This is a genomic window from Peribacillus sp. FSL E2-0218 (assembly GCF_037992945.1).
Lineage (GTDB): Bacteria > Bacillota > Bacilli > Bacillales > DSM-1321 > Peribacillus > Peribacillus simplex_B.
This window is the reverse complement of sequence record NZ_CP150304.1, coordinates 4911774-4936268: the sequence shown is the minus strand read 5'-3', so window position 1 is coordinate 4936268 and position 24495 is coordinate 4911774. Positions and strand designations below refer to the sequence as shown.

Sequence of the window (24495 nt, the reverse complement as noted above, 5' to 3'; positions counted from 1 at the left end):
AAGGATGAACGAATCATTCACATCGGCAAGCCGTACTTTCGTTTAACTCCCGTAAAAGTCAATATCGTCAAAAAAGCCCTTGAATATAAGTGGTCTCGATATATGGACTTCGGCCGGGAATGCCCCGGATCCATTTTCCCCATGCCATAAAAACTAAAGCGGCGGGTGCTGGGGCCCTTTTTTATAAGATGATTTTTGAAGCATCTCTTTATTATACTTCATTTTGACGTGAAATTTGAAATGTAGATACAGGTTTTGAAGCTGAAGGGCGAGAGCCAATTGTGAAGTGAAGGGAAAGAGCCATTCCCGCGGGAATGGCCATGAAATGAAGAATTAGTTTATTTTCATTTCATTTTTCCAGCTTTCCAACTTTTTGTTGATGAAGGTAACAAAGGCATGATTTTTTTGCAACGAGAAGAGGAAGGCTGACTTCTCCAAGTAGTCTTTACCTTCTTTAAAATTGCCCACCAGTTCGTAATTGTAGCCTAAATGATAATGTAAATCGGCCAAAGCATATAATTGATCATGTTCAAGGCACCATTTGATGGAATCCTGACAGCAGGCAATCGACTCTTCAAAGCGTCCAAGGCGTGTTAAAACCCTGCAAAAATTGTAGGACAGGCGGGTCTTTAACGTCTTATCCGTCATGAAGGGAATTGCCTTCAAGTGATCCAAAGCTTTCTTTAGCAGGGCATATGCATTTTCGTATCGTTCCTCGGCCACATACATGACACCAAGGCTGCTTAAAATTTCAAGCTCGCGTTCCGAATAGATTTTATCCGTAGTATGAGTAATGGCGATGGCCTTGGAAATAAATTCAATGGCTTTTTCCAAGTCTTTATTTTTTTCGTATTCGTAGATCCCTTTGTGCCAAAGAATCAGTTGATGGTTCTTTTTATTCTGAAGAAAAAGGGGATTGTTTTCCTCCGCCTTGACTATTTGCTGCATTTCCTCATAATTTCGTGTCCGTCTGGCTATCTTTAATTGATAAATCACTTCTTCCACGTAATCCAGCCTAGGTGTCATTCCGATATCGAAAAAATAGTTTACATCAACACCTAACCGTTGGGAAATCAAGTAAAGGGTGGAGGCATATGGATAGACATCGCCTTTTTCGATCTTGCTGATCTGTGCTTGTGTACATATACCGGATGCTAACTCTTCTTGGGAAAGTCCGATTTGTTTACGTAGCTCTTTGATCTTTTGTCCAACTGCAAAAAAATCCATTATGATTCTCCTTAAAATATGCCTAGAGTTATATTTTATCATGAAAAATCGGTGAAAACTGTATGTACATGCCCTTAGCGGTTTAAATAGATTATTTAGTCGGAATATCCAGTTTTATGAAGTGTGGTTAAATATAACTATAGAATTAATTTCTATTTTAACCAATATTTTTTAATAAGAAAAGGAGGTTTGACCTATGAAAAAAAGTACTAAAGCATTAGTCGTATCTTTTCTTCTCATCGCTGCGATCGTAATCGTCCCTACTGAATTGCCAGGCCTTTACGCAGAACTTCCAGGTTTATATAAATAATAAGAATTGAAGCTTTCATTCAGACCTTTGAGCATCTTCTTATGAAGATGTTTTTTTTATTCCGTTGACGATTATTCTTTTGCGCATATTCCTCTAGTTATAATTATCCATGCATGGGGGATATAAGGTCCATTTAGAAGGTGTGGAAGAAATGGGAGTGTAGTTTGGAACACCTATTTCCCTTTCTGAATTTTGTTATAGTGTATTTAACAAAAGGGAGAGAGGTGTAAGGTTAATGATTGATATTAATATGAAAGTTCAACCCTCTTTTTACGATGATGAATGTGCCATTGTGTTTTCTTTTTATTTTGATAGGGCGACCAGGAAAATCGGTGAAGCTGTGGTGTACACATGCGAAAAATCAAATGAAAAAGAATGCGATCAAGATCATATAGATACAAATGTCCAGGAAAAAATCGCTTATATTAAAGAGTTCTCGATTGTTGATGAATATCAGGCAACCTCCATGAAGAAAATTAAACATTTTTTGAATGTAATCGGTATCAAAAAATGTGTAAAGTACAATCTGCAGGGAAATGAAATCAAATTTTAATCGCAAAAACTCATGACCTTCTATTGTGTCATGAGTTTTTGCCATTTAAATGGGAGTTCCGCCCGTTCATCTTCATTTTTTTGATGAATTCACTCATTTGTTTCCTCTCGGTAGGTTTTGAATGATTTGCTTTTTGGAAAAACTTCAAGGGTTGTTTATTGCTATCGGATTTCATGATGTTCTCTCCTTTTCTTTTTTTTATTTACCCTTTCCCGCCCTTATAAAACATGGTTCCTAAAGTGACTGAGCAGACGCTTTTCATTATTCCTACAGTTATAAATTCATTTGCCAGTCTCTGTCTATGAGGATTTATTGGCCGTTAATACGGTGTGAAGGCCGAATATGAAGGAATTCGGTGTTTTATCATCTTCGCATTACATGCTAAAATGGTCCGAATATCGGATTTTTCATTAGAAACATCAGTTTCTAGTACCCTAAAGTGAAGAGGGTTGAAGAACCCTTTTCGATGGCCCCCGAGCAAAAGCTCGGGGGATCTTTTTTTCTGTTTTCAATTGTCCATTTTATTTCTATAATATGTTCCGTTTTGTTTACGTATACTTGGGTAAAGATAAGGAACAAGATGGTTCGTAACTTGAACACCGCAGTTTAATCGGAGGAATATAATTATGGAAGTGAAGCTAGAAAAAAATGATTCAACGAAGCGAAGTTTCCAACAGTATCTATTTCCGTTCACGCTCGAAGGGAATAAAATTGAAACATTTGTGCAAACGTTGCTGGAAGACCATTTCGTTTTCTTGAACTTGAGAGATATGGAACAGCAAGGCCAATTTTACGGTGAGCATAAGATTTCACACCGCAATTTGGAAAAGTATTTCATGCCCTATATCGAACCGATCCTATTTCCAGCGAATTTGAAAGAAAAAGAAGGATTGCGGCGTTTTACGAAAAAGCTCGATATTGATTGTACCTTCGAATCCCCCTTTTTAACTACCTCATTCATCATTAATTCTGTTGATATCTTCATATGCCCATTTCATATTGGCATGATGAACCTGCGTGTTACATTACCTGAAGGGCTTTCGTACGATGACGTGCTATATTTTGCCGATACTTTTCGAATTCTCGAACCGATTGCTGAAGATGAACAGAAGACAAAAGTCGGCTGCAGGAAAAACGAGTATGAACAAGTAAAGGATTTCATCTTCAACGAACTAATGCCGCCAATGGAGGAATTTATCGATGAGGAGCAGACAGATCCCACTTATTTCGGAAGTTTGCCCTTCTTTATCGATGAACGAATGTATGTCGTCAGTTATATTGAATTGCCTGAGGATCATGTCATCAGTAAAAATGATTTATTTCGGGCAAGTGAGCTGAATGGATACGACAGTGATGGGGAGCCATACATCGGCGCATTGAACCCCGCTTATATTGATAAGTATTACAAGGAGCGGGTGTATGACAGGTGGGGGGAAGAAACTTTCTATGTTACGAGCATGTACCATTTTGCTTGTGTCACGAAAGCGAAAGGGAAGCTGCAGTTGCAATTGGCAAATGAAATGTACGGCCAAAACTTCTATTCGATATTGCTTTTCTTCTACTATAAAATTGTGCTGCTAAAGCTGGTTCATGAGCATTCCCAGATAGATATCGAAAAAGATCAATCCAATACGGAGCAACTGATCTTCATGATCACGGAGTTTACTACGAAGTATTTATTTACTGAAGTTAATAGCACGGCGTCAGGCAAAGAGCTATTCAAAATAACGGATGAAACCTTCAGGATTGCGCCGCTCTATAAGGAGGTAAAAGAAACGCTTTCTTACCTCTATCAGAATCAGGATAAACTCTCTGGTAAGAGCAGTAATTATCTCTTACAGATCCTGACGATTTATACGGTCGTCTCAGGAATATTCGGGATGAATCTTTACATTGAAGATTGGAAAAAGAGATTGCCTTGGAAGGCGTATATGGATTATACCTTATATGAATGGGTAGCTGTATTCGTGACAACAAGCGGTCTTATCATTTCATCCATCTTAGGCTTCTTCTTCTTGAAGAAATGGCTGCATGAGAAAAAAAGCCGAAAAAAAAGAATGCTATAGTCCATATTCAAAAAATTAGGCCGTAGGCAGCTCGATAATGGAGCTGTCTGCGGTTTTTTTGTTTGTAAGATCCGGCTGTTTCGTATCATTCCACTTAGCGTGATACAAAGATGATGGTTGTTGTTTACCATGTTTTGGATTTGCGCTTTATCAGTTCGGTTTCACGGCAGGGGCTTAGCTTTCCGCGGGCGGTGGACATGTGGATAGCCCCGTTTTTTTCTACAATCTGGTTCCTGTATCCAGGACTTATGCTTTAGTAAAACTATGATAAAGTAGCAAAAAGAAGAAATTGGTCATACAAATTCCCCCATTCCCCTAATATTTTGATAAACTATACGTATATCATTCTAACTATTCATTAGGAGGAAATCATGAAGAAACTGGCTTTAGTTTCCAGCTTATTGTTGATAAGCGTACTGTTCCTGGCCGGCTGCTCGGATGAGCCAAGTCCGGAAGAGCGCTTTGCGGCATACACCAAACTTTGGAATAAACAGGATTTTACGAAGATGTATGACTACCTGTCACCTGAAACAAAGAAAGAAATCAGCGCGGATGAATTTGCGGAGCGTTATGAAAAAATCTATAAGGGCATAGAAGTCGACCAGTTAAAGGTGAATTATAAACAGCCCAAAGAAGAAAAAAAGCATAAAGATGGAGAAGAAGTAAATCTTGCTTATACCGTTGATATGTCAACGCTGGCAGGGGCGGTCAATTCCGATCATCAGGCGACCCTTATCAAGGGAGGGGAGGGTGACCAGGAGAATTGGTACATTAAGTGGGATGAAAGCTATATATTCCCCCAGCTAAAAGCTGGTGAAAAGATATCGGTTCAAACCTATCCAGCCATTCGCGGTGAAATAGTCGACCGGAATGAGCGCGGACTTGCCATGAATGGAGCAGTCTCCGAAGTGGGGATCGTGCCAGAGAAAATGACCAACGAAACCGAAACGGTCAAAAAGGTCGCTGGGATGCTTAATATGTCCACTGACGAGATAGATAAGAAGTTAACGCAATCTTGGGTGAAGCCAGGTTATTTCGTGCCCATCAAGAAAATGTCCAGTGATGATACGGCAGCATTGGAAAAGCTATTGGCCGTTCCTGGGGTATCGGTCAATAATACGGAAGCCCGGATCTATCCATACAAAGAAGCTACGGCCCATCTCATCGGATATGTCGGTGCGGCATCTGCCGAAGATTTGGAGAAATTGCAAGGTAAAGGGTATACCGCAAGCGATGATATAGGCAAGCGCGGTCTTGAGGAAGTGTTGGAAGGTCGCTTGAAAGGAAAGCCAGGAGGCAAGATCTATATTAGAACAGAAGCTGGCGAAGAAAAAGTGATTGCTGAAAAGCCTGCTGAAGAGGGAGAAACGATTACATTAACCATCGATGCGGAGCTTCAAAAGGATATCTTCAAGCAATATAAGAACGAAGCTGGATCAGCAACGGCTCTTGATCCGGTAACGGGCGAAACGCTTGCACTTGTATCAAGTCCCTCCTTTGACCCCAATAAATATATTTTTGGGATAACAAAGGAGGAGCAGAAAGCGCTGGAGGAAGATTCCCGGAAGCCATTGCTTAATCGCTTCAGTTCGACCTTCGCACCGGGCTCGACGATAAAGGCCCTCACGGCGGCAATCGCCTTGAAAAATGGAGTCGATCCGAACGAGGCGATCAAGATCCAAGGGAAAACGTGGGCTAAATCGACATGGAAAGACCATTCCATCACAAGGGTCTCTGACCCGGGTGTCCCCATCGATATGGAGAAAGCATTAATTTATTCGGATAATATTTATTTTGCCCAGAAAGCATTGGGGCTTGGTAAGGAAAAATTCACAAGCGGACTCAAAGCATTTGGTTTCGATGAACCATTGAACTACGATTATCCGATCAAAGCATCCAGCATCGGTAAAACCGACAGTGAAGGTCGTTTGGCTGATGCCGGTTACGGCCAGGCGCAGGTCCAAATGAGCACGCTTCACTTGGCCATGGCCTATTCAGCCTTCTTGAATGAAGGAAACATCATGAAGCCGACCTTGCTGACAAGAGAGAAAAATGAAACGGAAATATGGAAGAAAAATGCCGTTTCTGCCGAGCAGGCGAATGCGATCACCAAAATGCTGACACAGGTGGTGGAACACCCTAAGGGGAGCGGCCATGGAATAAATGATCTTGGCATCAAAATCGCAGCCAAGACGGGAACGGCTGAAATCAAGGCATCCAAAAATTCTGATGGAACGGAAAATGGCTGGTTTGTAGCCATGGACACGGAAGATCCGGAGCTTCTTATGGCCTGGATGATAGAAGATGTTAAGGGAAGGGGCGGCAGCCATTTGGTTGTCGATCATATGAAGCCCGTTTTGAAGAAGTATTTGAAGTGAAGGGTATAAGCCTAATCATCATCATAAAAAAGCTGGACGTGGTTTTTTCCATGTCCAGTTTTTTTCATGCGAGTACGGCTTGGAAGTTATGATCGTGAATGAAGGATTATAAGGAAGATATCCAGAATGTATAAACGAGGTTTATTTATAATGAGGAAAAATAAGGATTCAATCATGGAAGCTATTGAAAATCTTTAAAAGATATAGGATAGGAAAGAGGTTGAAAGGGATGGGAAGTTTAAAGGGTTTATTTCTGGCTTTCTTTATCATTTTCGCTATATTTCCCTCTCTAGAGGCAAACGCAGCTAAAGAAAATGCAACGATGGAAGTGAAATTGAAGAATTACTTGGGAAATCGAACGAGTGTCAAAATTACGGCAACAGGGGACTATCAGACTTCCGGAGGAGAGATATTCATCAAGGCAGGAGAAGAGATGAAATTGAACGTGGAATCAGGAAAACTTGCCGTGTATAAAGATTCGGATAAAGTAGGAACATGGGCTTCATTAAAAATCACTCCGGTTAAGGGTGATGCCCTGTTATCCCTAAATGGCCGGCCGTATCATGGCTCATTCTTATTTACGGTGGCGGGAGGTTACATTCGACCCATCAATCATGTGCATATCGAGGATTATGTAAAGGGTGTGGTCCCGAAGGAAATGCCTGCCCTTTGGCATCCTGAAGCATTGAAAGCTCAAGCAGTCGCCGCCCGTACATATGCTGCTCACCATCAATCGAAATTGATCGATGATACGATTTCCTATCAAGTGTATGGAGGAGCGGAAGGGGACAGCCGTACGGATTCAGCCATCGAACAGACAGTAGGCTTGGTTCTCAAGCATGATGGTGAAATAATCGAGGCGTTCTTTTCCTCAAGCAACGGGGGTGTGACCGAATTGAATTCCAATGTTTGGTCAGTCGGAAATCCTCTAGGCTATTTATCTATCCAACAAGATTCCTATGATCCGAAAACCAAATGGGCGATAAAGCTTGATAAGCAACAAATCGACCTGTCAAACAAAGACTTATCCAAGCCGGATGAGTGGTGGACGAGTGTACAGGAAAAAGATAAAACGGTTGTACCTCATCTTAAGGCTTGGCTGAAAAGGAATGGCTATGCGAACCGGGATATAAAAATAACGAAGGTTCCCGTTTTAAGCTTTGCTGGTAAAAAAACGGGCGGACGAGCTACGAAGGGGTCCATTAAACTGAATTTCTTTGTAAGGGGTCTTGTTGATAAAAGCGGAAAACTTTCCGAGCAACAAATCGAGCTTACTGATGTACCGGCTTCGAAAATCAGGGCCATGGTCGGTAGCGATGTGATGAAAAGCTATTTGGTGGACGATTCGGCTTCTGATTCTTCCAGAATTGATGTTGAAGGGTCTGGTTACGGGCATGGGGTCGGTTTAAGTCAGTTTGGCGCGAAGACAAGAGCGGAGGCAGGTCAAACATATCAGGAGATCTTGGCATTTTATTATCCTAACACGACTATCGCCAGGGAATATGGCGAAGCATCAGGGATAATAGAAGAGGTTCACATCAATAATGCGGCATCCATAGACATGAAAGCGGATCTTGATTATGTGAATGATAAAGTCACGATCATCTACTCACTTAAAGAAGATGCAGCGGTATCCCTCCTGATTAAAGATGGTGAAGGCAAAACGGTGGCTACACCAATCAGTGACCAATCTTTGAAAAAGGGAAGTCACACGGCGGTCTGGAAAGCGAATGATGTGCACACTGGTACGTATGCAGCGGTAGTTTCTGCAAGGGACCGAAGCGGGAATGAAGCAAGGGGGACACTGGGAATCAACATAAGTAAGGGGTCAGCACCCATGATTACCGATATCGAAACAATGGGAGACTACAGTACAGAAAAAGTGAATATAGCATTTACGATAAATGAAGACTCGAAAGTGGCAGTGGAAATCAAGAACAGCCAAGGCAAAGTGGTGGGGGTCCTTGCCGAAAGGCAGTTCACCCAAGGGAGCCAATCAGTTAACTGGGATTTTGGCAATATATCCAACGGATTATTCACGGTGTCGATATCCGCCAAGGATGGGGGAGGCAACAGGAAAACCATCTCTGCACAAGTCCAGATCAGGAAGACGACGGGCATCGTGACAGCAAGAGAATTACGTATAAAAGAAAAGGCAAATTCAGCTGCTAACACCATCGGGACGCTTTATGAGGATCAGGCACTAACGATATTGGCTCAACAAGGGAAGTGGTATAAGGTGAAAAAGGGAAGCCAAGTCGGGTTTGTGCCAAAAAATCATGTAAAGAAATGAATAGGAAAGGTACTGCCTTTGGTGTCATCCATGAATGGAGTAGAACCCCTGCACTGCAGTCACTTTGCCTTCCACAAGCGGTTGGGGAGCCTCCTCGGCGCTTGCGCCTGTCTTTACAGCAATTCCCGCAGAAGTCTCGCACCTTCCGTTTCATTTCACTCTGCGTAAAAACGCCGATATAGCTGCCCATGCCTGCATTTTGGCGGCCATCATAAGCGAGGGATGTATTCATTCCTCGTTATTTTCTTTATGCAATCCGGGTGTGAAGGGGACACCGGCAGCTTTTGTGATGATTTTTGAAATATCGGTATTTTCAAGGACGCCGTCAATGGCTTCACTGCCTGGGCCTGCCGCAAACACGGGAATCATATTGGCCGTATGGCCTCCAGTTGAACTGGCAGCCCGGATGCTCCTTTCAGCGACACCAGCTTTATGGTGCCTGGCGATGGTGCTGCCGATTTCCCAATCGATCCGATGCTGCGGGTAGACGAGCGTCCGGTTCTTTCTAACATTGTCGATGAATTGAAGCACTTCCTGATCTGTAAGGGATATATGGGCATATTTCTTGAATACGGAAGCGACACTTTCCGGATTGATTTCGTTATTTCCATTGAATGTAAGTTGTTTGGACATATATTCAGTCGATACCCGAATCTTTTTCAATGCCGCGATATCCATCGTTTCCGAAGCGGAAATTCCCATGGTTTCATGGTCAGCCAGCACAACGATCAATGTATCATTTCTGTTTTTGGCCCAATTCACAACCTCTTTCACGGTTTGATCGAATTCAATCGTTTCCTTCCATATTCCTGTGAAATCCGCAGCATGCTCCATCGAGTCGATCCGTGCACCCTCTGACATCAAGAAAAAGCCCTTATCACCTTGTGATAAAATTTGGATCGCTTTGGCGGTCATTTCGGGCAGTGATGGTTCTTGGGAATTCAATACTTCCTTATCAAGCTTGAAATTCATATAAGTGGGGTGAAATAGCCCCAATAGTTTTTTTGTTTTATCCATGGAACTGAGTTCGTCTTTAGTCGTCGCAATCCCATAGCCCGCATTTTTGAATTTCCTGATTAAGTCCTCGCCGTTTTGCTTATCTGCGCCAAAATAGCTGGCACCTCCGCCGAGAATGACATCAATTCGGTTGTCGAAGAGCTGCCTCGCGATATGGGCGCCGCCTGTCCAACGGTTCGGTACACTTGCACCAAAGGCCGCTGGGGTCGCATCGACGACCATATTGGTCGAAATGATCCCCACTTTTTTGCCATCGTTCTGAAATGCATCCAATACACTATCCACCTCATTGCCATTCACATCGACGCCGATTGACTCATTGTTGGTTTTGACGCCAGTCGCAATCGCGGACCCGCCTGCAGCGGAGTCGGTCACGTGATTATTGGCGGAATAAGTGCGCATCAAGGCTACGTGCTCCAGTTTTTCCAAATGTAATGCACCTGTTTTCCCGTACTCCAATTGCCGGGCAATTTCGATTGCACCTAACCCCATGCCATCGCCGATTAGCAAGATGACATTTTTCGGTGTGTTTTTCGTTTCAGCCTGAATGGGGTGGGAGATGCCGATTAAGCAGGAAAGAATGAGTAACCCAATGCGCTCGGGCTGGAAAAGTTTTTGAAGTACTGATTTTTTAGATATTCCCATTATCTGTAACCCTCCGTTCGATAGGTGTCTCCCTATTATTTGTAAAAGTCCATAAAAAATCCCCTCCTTATATTCAGGAGGGGATGGGCGTTATGCTTCCATATGTGCTTGTTGCGAAGTGCGCCTTGCCTTGAACCAGATCGCTGTTAGCGAAAGAAGCGTAAACACGAGAAGGAAAGCGCCAAGAACGCTTACACTCGACCAAAATAAATCATGATTGTTTAAGGATATGATTGATTTAAAGCCATTGATTGAATGCGTAAGCGGAAGAAAATGACTCATTCTTTCCAGGTTTTCAGGAAGCATTTGCACAGGCAAGCTTGAACCAGTTGTGGATAGTTGTAAAACCAGGAATACAAATGCAATGAATCTGCCTATATTGCCTGCCAGTACGACTAGGAAAAACACGATCGCCAGGAAGGTTAAGCTGACGAATATCGAGAATAAAACCAGCATGAGGCCATTTGTAAACGTTGATTTCAAATAAAAAGACGCGAAAATGGAGGCGATTAGCGCCTGTGCCGCGGCAAACGCCGCCATCGTTCCTAGCTTATTGGCATACCATCTGAAGGCCGAGATTTCTGTAATGGCCGGCTTTTGTAAGTCGAAAAGACATGCCATGACCAAAACACCTACAAATAGCGCTAATGAAAGGATATATGGCGCATTAGCATAGCGATATTTAGGGAATGCATGGATGGCCTTCCCGCTCAATTGGACGGGTGCGGCGAACATGTCGATATTCGGTTGGTCCGCGTGGATGTTACTCAATTTACCGGCGCCGCCTGAAAGTCCAGCCGCCAGCTCCTTGCTGCCATCTTTGATGGCACCTAAACCGCCATCCACTCGATGGACACCATCAGCTAAAGGGCCCCAACCAGTTTTTACGGTGTTCGTACCGTCACTTACCTGGATCATCCCCTCATTTAGCTTGTTTGCACCCGCTGTTAACTGATTCCAGCCAGCCATTACGGTTTGGTTACCGGCAGCTACGGCTCCGGTTCCGGCTGCAAGCTCACCTGTTCCGTCAGCCAATTTGCCTGAACCACTTGCTAGTTCATTACTTCCGGAAGCTGCCGAACCGATCCCATCGGAAAGTGCTGCCGAGCCTTCGGCCAGTGTGCTTGTGCCTTCAGCCAATGCTTTATTGCCATCAGCCACCGAACGGGTACCGTCGGCAACCGCGCCTGAGCCAGCAGTCAAGGCTTCACTTCCTTCAGCTACTGAACGGGTGCCATCGGCAAGTGCTCTCGAGCCGTTTGCCACAGCGCCTGAACCATCAGCCAATTTCTTATTTCCTGAAGCCACACTGCTTGTCCCATCGGCAACCTTTTCGGCACCATCTGATAGTTGGTTTGCCCCTTGGACGACATCTTGGGTTCCTCCATATACCCGTTTTTGCCCTTCCAGCAACCCATTCAGTCCCGCCTCTAAATCAGTCGAGCCCTTTAAAGCGTCTTTTAGTCCCTGTGAAATTTGGTCCGTTCCCCCAGCCAAGGTTGGGGTTTGGCCAGCCAAATCGCTCAAACCTCCCGCGACCCTTTCACTTCCAGCTACTAACTGCTGATAATCAGGGCTGTCTTTTAGGCCTGGAACTTGTTCTCCAAGCTTTTTGATACCTTGCACTACATCCTTTGAACCCGGGGCCAACTGGCCAACTGCTGCATCCACGGCAGCCGCTCCTTTGGCAGCATTGCTACTGCCAGCTTCCAGTTGTGATAAACCGGTCTTCAGTTCATTGCTGCCTGATTCAGCATGTTCCAAGCCATCCAATACTTGCTTTGCTCCTCCATTCAGGGATGTTGCCCCAGTGGCTAAATCTTTCACGCCTTTATTTAACTTTTGTGCGCCATCATTCACTTGATTGGCGCCCCCGGATAATTCCTTTGCCCCGGTATAAAGGGAGCCTGCCCCATCCTTTAGGTTTTGTGCGCCATCATTGACTTGATTGACGCCTCCGGTTAACTTCCTTGCCCCTGCATAAACGGCATGAGCGCCATCATCCACCTGACTGGCCCCGCCGCTAAGCTTTTGCGCTCCCGTATTGGCATCATTAAGGCCGCCGTTGAGCCTTTGGGCACCGGAATTCAATTCGGTCATGCCGATATTCAATTTTTGGATGCCTGCATCTAATTTCCGGGCGCCGCCGTTTACCTGCTGCATACCGGTATCGACTTGGTTAGCCCCATCCGCCAATTTACCGATATCCGCTTGCTTACCTGCCAATGAGTTATACATGGTTCCCGTTCCGACCTTTAATTGGGCTGCCCCCCCTGCTAGCTTGTCGATATCAGGCGCTTTTTGCTGCAAGGATTCGAGGATTTGAGCCGTACCGCTTTTTAGTTTCCCAGCTCCGTCATTGATTTTTTGTGAGCCGCCAGCTCCGTCGTTGAAACCGTTTTCAATTCCGGCCATTTGCGAGAGAAGGGCCGTCGTATAACTGGCCGTCACTTTATTCGACAGATTTTCACGAATGCGTTCAGTGGCGCTTTTTGTGACTTGAGCCGCCATGTAATGCAGCCCTTCGTTCTGAATATATGTTAATTCAGGTTTAACAGGATTTTCGTCTAAGACCGTCGTTACATTTTGAGAGAAGTTTTCCGGAATTTCGATGACCATGTAATAGTCTGTATTCTGAAGGCCTTTCTTTGCCGTTTTATCATCGACAAAATCCCAGCCAAGGGTATCACTTTTCCTTAGCTCCGCTACTAAATCTTTACCGACATTAACCGGTTTATCTCCCAACGTACTACCTGCATCCTTATTGACTACGGCAACCGGCAAATTAGACAAATGATCGTACGGACCCCACTTAGCAGTTAGAATGAGTGCTGCGTAAATGAATGGAATGAATAAGACTGCTAGTATGGCAATGATCCAACCAGCCCTATTTGTGGAGCCGCCAAACCGTAACCCTGAACCTTTCATACATTACCCCCTATATGCTTTGATAGTCATGAATGGGGTGGGAAATGTCCCGCCTAATTCATAACACAGTATATTCTGACTAGATTTGCTAAATCCTCCTTCGATTTTACAAATATTTTCAAGTTTTTTCGGCCTAATTAGTTAGAAAGTTTCAAAGAATAATGATTCGTTTGTCTAATAAACGCTTCTTTAGTCGGATGTGAAAATGAAAAGTCAATATGAATGGGTGTTCATTCATTATTGTTCTACGAAAGTAAGGAAGAAATATTATACTGTTTTTGAAAATCGAATAGTAATTTTTATTTTGAAAAAAGGCTGTTTCGTTAAGGTTGTTGTTTTTAAAACGAGACGATTTAAGGTTGGTTGGAGCGGAGCAGCGGACTCCTGCCCGCGCCGTTGAAAGCCCAATCGGCCACACCGCATTACTGGGGAATAGCAACAACCTATACGAAATCAGTCTAAAAAAAGAAAGAATGCACATCTTGGACCCGATAGCGGGGGAAACGGAAAAAAAGATTTACTATTGATTGCAATATATAGATGATTTTTAATAAACAGTAAATATATAACTGATATACTTTCAGTAGAGTTCAATTGAAATAGTAGAAGAGGGGACCATATGCTAACGGGTATGAAAAAGTTCTTCAAGGAAAGCTCCAAAGATCTAAAGCGAATATATAAATTGGCAGATGCTGTGAACCGGCTTGAAGGTGAATATGAAAGATGCTCAGATCAAGAGTTAAAGCGAATGAAGGATAAATTCAAATGCGAATTGGATGCCGGGAAAAATATGAGCGAGATTCAGACCGATGCTTTCGCGGTCGTTCGGGAGGCCTCTAAACGGGTGTTGAAGCTAAGGCACCATGACGTTCAGCTACTGGGCGGCTTCGTCCTGAACGAAGGGGGCATAGCCCAGATGAATACGGGTGAGGGAAAGACGCTTGCAGCAACTTTACCTAGCTATTTGCAGGCGCTGGAGGGAAAGGGTGTCCATATCATTACGGCCAATCAATATTTGGCCAGACGAGATAAAGAGCTGATGGGTCAAATCCATGAATTTTTAGGGCTGACCGTTGGTTTGAATATATCCGGCATGGAGGCCGCTGAAAAACGTGAAGCCTATGCGGCAGATATCACGTATGGAACGGCAACCGAATTCGGCTTCGATTATTTGCGTGATCAGATGGTTTTACGGAGAGCGGGAAAGGTGCAAAGAGGCCACAACTTTGTCATTGTCGATGAGATTGACAGCATCTTGATTGATGAAGCACGGACACCATTGATCATTGCGGGTCATTCCGGTGAAGGGACCGCGCTTCACGAAATCACGGCACAATTCATGAAGTCCTTTATAAAAGACGAAGATTATGAGGTCTCGGTGGAATCAAGTGCCGCCTATTTTACCAATCAAGGTGCATCCAAGATTGAGCGGGCCTTTGGCATCGACAATCTGTATGACCTGGAACATCGGGAGCTATTACACAATATATCACAGGCGCTTAAAGCCCATGCGATCATGAAACGGGATGTAGACTACATCATCATCGACCGTCGGATTTCCTTGATCGATAAGTTCACGGGCAGGGTGATGGAGGGACGAAGCTTCAGCGATGGTCTTCAGCAAGCCATTGAAGCAAAAGAGAACCTCGAGATTTCCGCAGAGAATGAAACGCAGGCTGCGATAACGCTACAAAACTATTTCCGTTTATATCAATCAATGTCCGGGATGACAGGCAGTGCCATGCCATCCAAGGCGGAATTCTGGGAAACCTATCAGCTTCCTGTGATTGAAATTCCCACCAATAAGCCGATGATTCGCTCGGATGAGCCGGATTTGATTTATAAGGATGAAATCGGCAAAATCAATCAAATCGTCACGGCTGTAAAACGAATTCATGAAGAAGGAAGGCCGATCCTAATCGGAACGACCTCAATCGAGCAATCTGAAAAAATATCGGTTCATTTAAAGCGTGTGGAAGTTAAGCATCAGATCCTGCATGCGAAGACGGAAAAGGATGAGGCTGAAATCATCGCCAAGGCCGGGAGAAAAAACGAGGTGATGCTGGCAACGAACATGGCTGGAAGAGGGACCGATATATTACTCGATGAAGCTGTAAAGAATCTGGGAGGTCTTCACATCATCGGTACGGAGCGGCACGAAAGCAATCGGATTGATATGCAGCTTAGAGGACGTGCAGGCAGGCAGGGTGAACCAGGGTCCACTCAATTCATCATTTCCTTGGAGGATGAGTTGTTTGATTACTACGATGAAGAAGAAATGGAACGGTACTTAAAGAAAATCAAAACGGATGAGACAGGGTTGGTGGTTAGCCCTGCACCTGATAAATTCGTGAGGAAGGTTCAGGAAACGATCGAGCAGCAGCATCAAGCAAGCCGTACCCATTTATTCAAGCTGGAGCAAGCCCTGAATGAACAAAGTACAATCATTTACGCAATGAGAGATCGAATTCTTGATTTGGAGACGGAACGGCTGCATACTGCTTTACTTGAATATATCGAAAAATACATTCGCAGGCTCGTAGTGAAATATTATCCTGAGCATACGGATGAGCCTGGGCCTTCCGCCTTGATTGAAGAGCTTTCCTTTGTTTTTCCTTCCTTGGACTGGCAGGTAAGTGATTTTGGCAAATTGGATGTTCATCTAGTTGAAGCCAAGGCGATGGGGACTTTAGCTGAAATGAAACAGAGGCTGGAAATCTTTCAGGACGCTAAAGACTGTGGAAACCAGCTGCGTACTTTCATCCTGCACCATATTGATGCCAATTGGAGGAATCATTTAGACGAAATGAATGGTTTGAAGGAAGGGGTTGGCTTGAGCGGATATGGTCAACAGGATCCGTATATGTTGTTTGAGAAGGAAGCGCTTAGTCGATTCAACATGATGTTAAGAACTATCGAGGAGGAAATCAGTATTCATTTTTTGGAATATATGAAGAGCGGCCATGAGGAGAGTGGTGATGGATGAGTTTATTTAATAAAGGAATCAATGAAAGGAAAGTTTGGTTAGCTTCGAATGAAGATGACGTACTCAAGGAGGCTGACGCTGTTCAAACTGCGCTGCTATTTCATGAGGACTGGCACATTTCAAAGCAAGAGGAATACGTCTATAGGTTTCACCATCAGCAGCTGCCCTTGTTGAAGCCCAATCAAATTTCGATATCCGGGGTGAAACTTGTAAGGGAAGAGGAAGATGTCATTGCCATCGCTTTTTTACGAAATTCATTGGAAAAACCGATCCGGTTTGAAGTCGTGAATATATTGTTAGTGGATGGGAGCGGAAGAGCATTGGCAAAAAAGGCATTTGATCTTTCGGTGCTCGGTGAGGTGCCTGCACGTTCAAGCATAGCGTGGCAATTCCTTTTCGAGGAACATGATAGGCTGACGGAATTGATTCCTGATGATTGGCAGATTGTGTTTGAATGGACATGAACGTAGGAAAACCTGCACATGTTCTGGACAAAGGGGTTCTCCTTTTTTTGCCTGCCTGTGAAATGCGAGAATGAAGAAGGAGTTTAGCAACAAGGAAAGCCCTCATCCATTGATGGAGGCTTTTTTTTATGCCAATTATTTATCCTGTTTTATGTTTTCTGTCTGCAAAGTTTCATAAATGGCAACGCTAAGTAATATTTATAAGAATCTTCCGTAACCAGGCCTGACCCTGGAAATCATGAAGAGGAAAGTGGCAGGAGCATGAAGGATAACGTTAACCAGCGATTGAAGGAGAGGCTATTAGAGATTTTGTCGGTTTCAATCGTGACCATGCTTTTCATATATACGAATGCCAAGATGGGCAATCATCTCTCTATAGGAATAATCACGATCATCGTAGGCATTGCCGGCTTTATTGTTTATCTGAAGGAGTGGGTATCGAACAGGGTCGTGAAAGGAGCGTTTTTTTCACTGTCCTTACTATCGATCATGGCCTTTTTCCTTGCCGATATTTGGTTTTACCGTTATTACGCGACACCCATGAATTCTTATTTGTGGATGCAAAAAAGTAATCTGAATGGGCTGGGTGAGAGTATATTCAGCATGATGGAAATCAAGGATGCCCTCTTTCTTCTGGTGGGCATTCCAATCGCCGAGTCGTTCGTGAAAAAGAAATATCCCCTCAAGCACATGGCGCTTATACCGGCACTGCTATTCCTGATGGTCGCGGGGCTTAAGCCGGTAAAAAATATTTTCATCGACAAAGTCGATATCACCCGGCGCTATGAGGCGAATACGTTTTTGCGGAACTGGGGTCCGATTGGACATCATGTATTGGATACGTATGCCTACTTTGCGGATTCAGGAAGGCATGTGATGTCTGCGGATGATAAAAAAGCCGTTTCCGATTACTTCAATAAAAAGACCAAGCCGTTTCATGACTTATCTGGCTCGCTGAAGGGGAAGAACCTCATCCTTATCCAGGTGGAGTCATTACAGGCATTTCCGCTATTTCAGAAGAGTGCCGGACAGGAAGTCACGCCCTTCATGAATGAACTTGCCAAAGAAGGATTGTATTTTCCGCATGTATATCCCCAGACAGTATTCGGGAATTCGTCTGATGGTGAGCTGATTACGAATACGGGTGTATATCCTTTGAAGCAAGGTGCGACATTTTTTCGGTTCCCTTATAATGACTTTCCTGGCCTTGCCAAAGAGTTAAAAAAATCGGATTATCAAAGCTTTGCTTTTCATGGAGATGAGGAGGACTTTTGGAATCGTCAGCATGCGTATCCCTCATTGGGGTTTTCCGAATATTATTCAATAGAGGATATGCAGCAGGATGAAATCATATCAATGGGGTTGGGAGACCGCAGCTTCTTCAATCAAAGCTATAAGATCTTAAAAGATAAACAAGATCCGTATTATGCTTTTTTTGTGACATTGACCAGTCATGTTCCCTTTTCGCTGCCAAAGGAAAGAATAACGTTGAAACCTGAAGCAGGAAAGGAAGAAAGTTACCTGACTAAATATTTTGAGGCCATGCATTATACGGATTCGGCGATCGGCGAATTCGTTAAGAAGCTGGAGGATGCCGGCAAGCTGAAGGACAGCGTGATCGTCCTTTACGGTGATCATGATGGGCTTTTTTTAAAAGATAAACCCACGGTTGAAGCGTACTATGGACGTAAGATTAGCGATGACGAGTGGATGGCCAAGTATATGCCCATCCCGGTCATCATGTATCAGCAGGATATGGAAGGAAAAACGATTGATAAGGTAGCGGGGCAGGTAGATATTTTACCGACCCTTTATGATTTGTTTGGTATTAAGAGCTCTACATACTTTGGCGAAAGCATGCTGAATGGGAAGGAGGGGCGTGCCTTGATATTGAAAGGAGATTATGGCTCCCAAATGAAAATAAATGCAGAAGGCAAGGTCGAAGAATTCTCACCAAAAGACCAAAGGGAAATTGATCTGAGTGATCAAGTGATCATTACCGACTATTTTAAACAATCGGGGGATTGAAGAAAGGATGTAGACAAACTCGGGTAACAATGGGAGTTTGTCTACAATCTTTGTGGGACTGGATTTCCAACATATGTTTAATTGCATTCTGTGTGAAAACAGAGCTAGGATATCAATTGCCTACAGTATTGGGGGGATTTGTAAGTAGACCGTTTCATTTCCTGCAGGCGCTCGCTTATCCAGAGGCGGTCCGTGAGCCAGCCTTTGCTTTCCGCCTGTGGGGTCTCACGTAGACACGCAATTCCCGCAGGAGTCTCGCTGCCTTGCGTTCCCTTGCCCTATGCGTGGGGATTGAAATGGAGCTTCAGCCCACAGTTTTGGAGGGTTTGTAAATTGGATGTTTCGTTTCCTTTAGATGTAGCACAGAGATGGCTTGCCCATTGCTCAACAGGAAGGCTTAGGAAAGAAAACGGATTCGGTTCCACGGACAGTTGGTTGCCGATGATGATCTAGATAAGTATCTGCTTAAATGAAAAGGGCTTCGGAATGAGATCATTCCGAAACCCTTTTTTTGTCTGAAGTCTGAGAGGATGGCAATTAAGTCATCCTCTTTCGGTTATAATCCCAAATGTGTTTTGATCCGGTTTTGGGCTTCGAGTTTTTTATCGTCGGGGACAATGTTGTAAAAGATGCCATTCACCCTTTGATTGTCACCTTGAAGTGTATATTGTTCAATGTTCTTCAGTGAAGATTTATAGTTATTCTGGATGCTGAGCATTTCGTTGAAGGTTAAATTGGTTTCAACGTTTTTCCCTAATGCTTTGAAGATATCATCATAATTGGTGAGTGTCGAAAGGCTTGAACCCTTTTTCATGACAGCTTGGATAACCTGGCGTTGCCGCATTTGGCGTCCATAATCACCGCGAGGATCTTCCTTACGGATACGGGAATAAATCAAGGCTTCTTTACCATTTAAGTCAATCGTGCCTTTTTTGAAGGTATAGCCTTTATAAGCAAGGTCCATATCATTATCGACGGTGACACCGCCTACCGCATTCACGATATCTTGGAAACCTTCCATATTCATTTTGACGTAATAATCGATCGGAATGTCTAGATACGCTTCGACTGTGTTGATCGACATGGAAACTCCGCCGAATGCATAGGCATGGTTCATTTTATCAGTCGTACCTTTACCGATGATTTCGGTGCGTGTGTCTCTTGGCAAACTCAACAATTCAATGGATTCTTTTTTAGGATTGACTGTCATGACAATCATCGTATCTGATCGGCCTTTGTCATTTTTTCTTTCATCCACACCAAGGATAAGGATTGAAAAGGGATCTTTGCTTTTGAATTTAATATCATCTACACGCTTATCCGTTTTATGCTCCGTTCCCTGCATCGTGTGAATTGCGCCTGCAAGGGATTGATAAACGGAGGCTGCATAAACGCCTGCGCCTATGAAAAGGATAAGTAGGGTAAAGCCGATTATTTTAAACGTTTTGCGTTTCTTTTTCTTCTTTTTATGTTCAGATCTCATCTAAATTCCTCCCTGAACCATCCAACAAAAATGGAAGGTATGAAAAAGTGCCTAGCCCTAACTATACCTTTTTTCTGTTAAAAATAGAATAGTATCTTTTTGTAGGTAGAGTGCATTTTTACCTATTTTCACTTAAAAAAACGAAGGATGTCAGTCAGTTTGTAGACAAAAGGGGTTCGGAATTAAAAAATTCCGAACCCCTTTTGAAATTCCTTTGAAATTTTGACCAAAGGTTACGAGATTTGGGCTCTTCGAGCCGCTATGTTAAGCCGTTTTAGGACCTTGCCATGTCCAAGTGGCCATCTTCTTTACATTCATGGCAGCGAAAGTAAGCATCGCCTGCATCGACAATTTTTTAAGTCCCCTTAAAGTAGTCCAACGCATACCATGCTTTTCTTTTGCATCTGCGAATACACGCTCAATCGTTTCTTTGCGTTTCGCATATATAGGTTTTACCTCTTGATGATGACGCAGATGATCTGCTTCTTCCACATATGCTTGCCAGATATGCCGTGTCACTACTTTTTGATGGTCTTTGCTTTCCGTACACCGTGATAAAAATGAGCATGTTGCACAAATTTGTTTGGGCGATTTGTACTCGCGATAGCCCTCTTTATTTGTTGTTGAGTACTTTAAAGTTTCTCCCGAAGGGCAAAGGTAACAATCAAAGTGTTCATCGTAAACACCAAGTCATAAATGAAAGTGAAGTCAATGGCAGCCTCCATTTTACGAACCAAATGGTTCGGTGGCACCAGTTGATCTAAAGTAATCATTTCAAGTTGATCTCGCTGAATAGAATCATGTTTAGAAAGCATCCTCATCACCTCAAGTTTTAATCCTTCAATTTTAAAACAAAAATGACTCCAGTCAAAAGTGTTCTATCTAAAAGGTAAGACAAAGTTGATTGGAGCGGGTGTTCGAGACTCCTGCGGGAAAAGCGCGTCTAGGGGAGACCCCGCAGGCAAAGCCGAGGAGGCTCCCCGACCGCCCGCGGAAAGCGAGTGCCTGGAGTGGAAATCAACGTCTAAATTGTACAGGCCATAAAAATAGACAAACTCGATTTTCATCGAGTTTGTCTACAGTCTGGGATGTCAGGTTGTACTGATCCCTTCGCCGCCGATTTTTTTATTCTAAGGAATGAGGATGTGTCGTTTTGACATGAAAATGTCCAGGCCATAAGTGAAAGCCTGGACATGGCAATTTATAAACTTTTATAACCGATGATCCTGCTCTGGAAATAAGAGTTTGAAGTAGAAGTGATTGTTACGCCCTTACTTGACGAGGCGTGGATGAACTGACCTCCGCCCAAGTAGATGCCCATATGGCTAACTACGTGTTTATTTGAACCGGTTGCAAAAAAGATAAGATCACCGCTTTTAGGTGAGGTCACCTTTTTGCCCATATCATAGTATGTGGAGGATGAGAGCCTGGAAACCTCATATCCGGCCTTCTTAAATGTATAGTAAATGAAACCGCTGCAATCGAATCCTGATGGCGAGGCGCCTGCCCACGAATAAGGCGTTCCTATCAATTTCTTCGCTTCGGAAACGAGCTTGGTTACTTTACTTCCTGAATTCGGTGTTTCTATCTTGTCATCATTTTTCCCTGGATTGGCAGAAGTGGATGTTTTGCTTAATTTCAGTTTTTGACCCACTCTGATTAAGTCCGAATTTAACGAGTTGGCCGCTTTAAGCTGCGCTACTGATACATTGGTCTTTCTGGAAATTCCTGAGAGCGTGTCGCCTTTCACCACAATGTATGTAGCCGAATTCACCGGGGGCTGTGTATCATTGGATGGCTTGGAGCTGTTGGGTAATTCAACGGTAGTGGTTGTAGTTGATTTGGATACGATAAGTTTGGCGCCTGCATAAATTCTGTCGGATTTAAGGTTGTTCATTTTCATCAATTCAGCTAGTGTCAGGTTATGCTTGTTCGCTATCCGGGTTAACGTATCGCCAGAGACTATGGTATATGTGGTATTCTTTGTTTTTTTCATGGAAACCGAAGAATGGTTTGATGTTGTTTTGGAGTTTGATGTCAATAACTTTTGATTGATTTTCAAAAAGTCGGTTTTTAAATGATTTAGCTGTTTTAAGTCTTGTACCGTCGTATTATGTTTCTGTGCGATCTTGCTTAGCGTATCGCCGCTTTTCACTGTATATGTACCGGCAAGGGCAGGAGAAACGAAAGTTGAAGATAAAATGGCTATTGTCGAAAATGCGACTACACTTTTTTTCACGATTTTCCACCTCTAATATGTCTTTTTCCCTATTCTAACAAAATAATCCTGCGAAAAAATATTACATTTTTGTTACAAGGGGAAAATAGTAGTATTATACTGGTTTATATTGGTTTGGAAATGGTGATTAAACCAACAATATTTTCTATATTATGAGTCTTTTTTCATATATGTCTGAAAAATCAAAAAGTTTGTCACACGCTGTTAAAATACCCTTTTTTTACAAAAAAAATGACGGTTATACGAACAAAACCCCCTTCATTCATGAAGGGGGTTTTTGTTATTTAAAAAGATAATCAACTACATTTCGGCTTGAGGCTCCTGCCGAGTATTGGTTCCATTTTTGGTTAAAGGGAGCGATCTTCACTAATGAGCGATCGGAGAAACGGATTTCCCTCAGCAGCTCCTTCGTGGTGGATACCACCGGTCCGGGCATGGATGTTGTATAATCCTCCCAAAATCCCCGCTCTTGTTCATACTCGGCTAAATCATAGGCAAAGAAAATCATCGGTCTATTTAAAAAGGAGAATTCAAACGGAATGGAAGAGTAGTCAGTTATTAAAAGGTCTGTACTTATAAGCAGTTGATTGACATGAAATTCACTCGTTACAGAATAAACGAACCCAGGGAATTTAATCTGAAGATCATGATCTGCTTTAACAGCGGGATGCAGTTTAAGCAGGATGGCATAATTTTCATCGTGCAGTTCTTTATACAGTAATTCCAAATCGAGTGCAATCTTCCCATCATCCAATCCATCATTACGGAACGTAGGGGCATATAGCATGATTTTTTTGTGCTCCAGTTCCGGAAACTTGGCAAGAAACGCACGGCGTGCCATTTTTTTTGAATCTTCATCGAAAAAGAAATCGGTTCGAGGTATCCCGGTCCTTAGGATGCGTGATGCTGGCAATTGAAAACTTTCTTGATAAATTTCTGCCATTCTGTCTGAACCTGCCGTAACATAATCGAATGTATCATAGACCTTTAAAAACCTTTTACGTGCAGCGGCAGAACGGTTTTGAATGGAAGGGTCTTTTGCGCCGAATTGTTTAACGGCACCTGCCGCATGCCAAACTTGAACACATTTTACTTGCTTCTTGAATGAAATCGCAGAAAGAAAGCCAAAATAATTATCAATGATGATCCATTTGGAAGTAGCGATATGGTAAATCGATTGGAATAAGGCCATGATATTTTTAGATTCAAACGGAAGGACGATGGATTTCCCACCGTCCTTCACATGTATAAGACTGCTCGGCTTCATTAGAAACACTTTTTGAACAGGTATGTCCTGCTTGTCCATTTCATCTGCAATATATTGGCAATTATCCCCGAATGATGTGACAAAGGTCGTTTTGTCTTGTAAAGGGAAGAGTTTAAAGATAGAGAATAAAATCTTGAAGCATAAAAGATAAATCCCTATCGCGAATTCTTTAGCCATTGGTAACTTGTAAAAGGTCATCTTTAATTTGGGAAGTCGAAATGCCGATCGTTCTTGGAAGGTAGACCACTTCACAAACTTCGGATAATTCATCGAATTTGCCTTTCCAATCATCGCCCATTACGAAGATATCCACGCCTTCACGAATGATATCTTCCTTCTTTTGTTCCCATTTATCTTCAGGTATGACTTCGTCCACATAGCGGATCGATTCAAGAATCATTTTTCTATTTTCAAAGCTATGATAAGCCTTTTTATCTTTTATAGCATTAAATTCATCAGTGGAAATGGCAACGATAAGATAATCTCCTAAATCTTTTGCGCGTTTCAATAGATTGATATGTCCCCAATGAAGCAAATCAAAGGTACCATAAGTGATTACTTTCTTCATTTTTATTCCTCCTGTAAGACCCTTTATTTCTCTTTACATATGA

Annotated in this window: 15 protein-coding genes and 1 pseudogene; 7 read left to right on the top strand and 9 right to left on the bottom strand. The window is 43.1% G+C overall.

The window, feature by feature from the left end; all coding sequences use genetic code 11:
* Positions 1-333: 333 nt before the first annotated feature.
* A complete protein-coding gene (locus MHI53_RS23885; protein ID WP_061141240.1) occupies positions 334-1227 on the bottom strand; it encodes a helix-turn-helix domain-containing protein in 894 nt (297 codons plus the stop codon).
* Between the two features lie 545 nt (positions 1228-1772).
* On the opposite strand from MHI53_RS23885, the gene MHI53_RS23880 reads away from it, so the two are divergent.
* The 4 genes from MHI53_RS23880 (at position 1773) to MHI53_RS23865 (ending at position 8827) form a co-directional block, all read left to right on the top strand.
* Positions 1773-2090: a hypothetical protein gene (locus tag MHI53_RS23880; protein WP_061141239.1), complete on the top strand. Its 318-nt coding sequence runs from the start codon at positions 1773-1775 to the stop codon at positions 2088-2090.
* Between the two features lie 626 nt (positions 2091-2716).
* The gene (locus MHI53_RS23875) at positions 2717-4156 is read left to right on the top strand and encodes a hypothetical protein (protein WP_061141238.1); all 1440 of its coding nucleotides are present in this window, start codon (positions 2717-2719) and stop codon (positions 4154-4156) included.
* 371 nt (positions 4157-4527) lie between these two features.
* Entirely contained in the window at positions 4528-6534 is a 2007-nt protein-coding gene (locus MHI53_RS23870; RefSeq protein WP_340372463.1) for a penicillin-binding transpeptidase domain-containing protein, read from the top strand.
* Between the two features lie 229 nt (positions 6535-6763).
* The gene (locus MHI53_RS23865) at positions 6764-8827 is read left to right on the top strand and encodes a SpoIID/LytB domain-containing protein (RefSeq protein WP_340372462.1); all 2064 of its coding nucleotides are present in this window, start codon (positions 6764-6766) and stop codon (positions 8825-8827) included.
* A 228-nt stretch (positions 8828-9055) separates the two neighbouring features.
* Here MHI53_RS23865 and MHI53_RS23860 read toward each other — a convergent pair whose 3' ends face one another.
* Both MHI53_RS23860 and MHI53_RS23855 read right to left on the bottom strand, forming a co-directional pair.
* Positions 9056-10489, bottom strand: coding sequence for an alkaline phosphatase (locus tag MHI53_RS23860; RefSeq protein ID WP_340372461.1), 1434 nt, complete (start codon positions 10487-10489; stop codon positions 9056-9058).
* A gap of 90 nt (positions 10490-10579) precedes the next feature.
* Positions 10580-13417, bottom strand: a complete 2838-nt coding sequence (locus MHI53_RS23855; protein WP_340372460.1) for a YhgE/Pip domain-containing protein — start codon at positions 13415-13417, stop codon at positions 10580-10582.
* A 619-nt stretch (positions 13418-14036) separates the two neighbouring features.
* Between MHI53_RS23855 and secA the strand changes: the two genes are divergently transcribed.
* From secA to MHI53_RS23840, 3 genes are all read left to right on the top strand, one after another.
* The gene (gene secA, locus MHI53_RS23850; protein WP_340372459.1) at positions 14037-16403 is read left to right on the top strand and encodes a preprotein translocase subunit SecA; all 2367 of its coding nucleotides are present in this window, start codon (positions 14037-14039) and stop codon (positions 16401-16403) included.
* Positions 16400-16867 (top strand): SLAP domain-containing protein, encoded by a 468-nt coding sequence (locus MHI53_RS23845; protein ID WP_340372458.1) that lies wholly within the window; start codon positions 16400-16402, stop codon positions 16865-16867. The genes secA and MHI53_RS23845 overlap by 4 nt, the downstream gene beginning before the upstream one ends.
* Before the next feature lie 261 nt (positions 16868-17128).
* Positions 17129-18895, top strand: a complete 1767-nt coding sequence (locus tag MHI53_RS23840; RefSeq protein ID WP_340372457.1) for an LTA synthase family protein — start codon at positions 17129-17131, stop codon at positions 18893-18895.
* 556 nt (positions 18896-19451) lie between these two features.
* Here the strand turns inward: MHI53_RS23840 and MHI53_RS23835 are convergent.
* The 6 genes and pseudogenes from MHI53_RS23835 to tagD form a co-directional block, all read right to left on the bottom strand.
* Entirely contained in the window at positions 19452-20378 is a 927-nt protein-coding gene (locus MHI53_RS23835) for an LCP family protein (protein WP_061141230.1), read from the bottom strand.
* Positions 20379-20642: 264 nt separating this feature from the next.
* A pseudogene (locus MHI53_RS23830) lies at positions 20643-21062 on the bottom strand (transposase); the annotation flags it as partial.
* Positions 21011-21193: a hypothetical protein gene (locus MHI53_RS23825; RefSeq protein ID WP_340372456.1), complete on the bottom strand. Its 183-nt coding sequence runs from the start codon at positions 21191-21193 to the stop codon at positions 21011-21013. The pseudogene MHI53_RS23830 and the gene MHI53_RS23825, both read right to left, overlap by 52 nt.
* 386 nt (positions 21194-21579) lie before the next feature.
* The gene (locus tag MHI53_RS23820) at positions 21580-22617 is read right to left on the bottom strand and encodes a LysM peptidoglycan-binding domain-containing protein (RefSeq protein WP_340372455.1); all 1038 of its coding nucleotides are present in this window, start codon (positions 22615-22617) and stop codon (positions 21580-21582) included.
* 280 nt (positions 22618-22897) lie between these two features.
* Complete coding sequence (locus MHI53_RS23815) at positions 22898-24061, bottom strand: CDP-glycerol glycerophosphotransferase family protein (protein ID WP_340372454.1); 1164 nt, start codon at positions 24059-24061, stop codon at positions 22898-22900.
* Positions 24054-24452 carry a glycerol-3-phosphate cytidylyltransferase gene (tagD, locus tag MHI53_RS23810; RefSeq protein ID WP_061141227.1) on the bottom strand — a complete coding sequence of 133 codons (399 nt, stop codon included), beginning with the start codon at positions 24450-24452 and terminating at the stop codon, positions 24054-24056. Before tagD ends, MHI53_RS23815 begins: the two co-directional genes overlap by 8 nt.
* Positions 24453-24495: the final 43 nt, after the last annotated feature.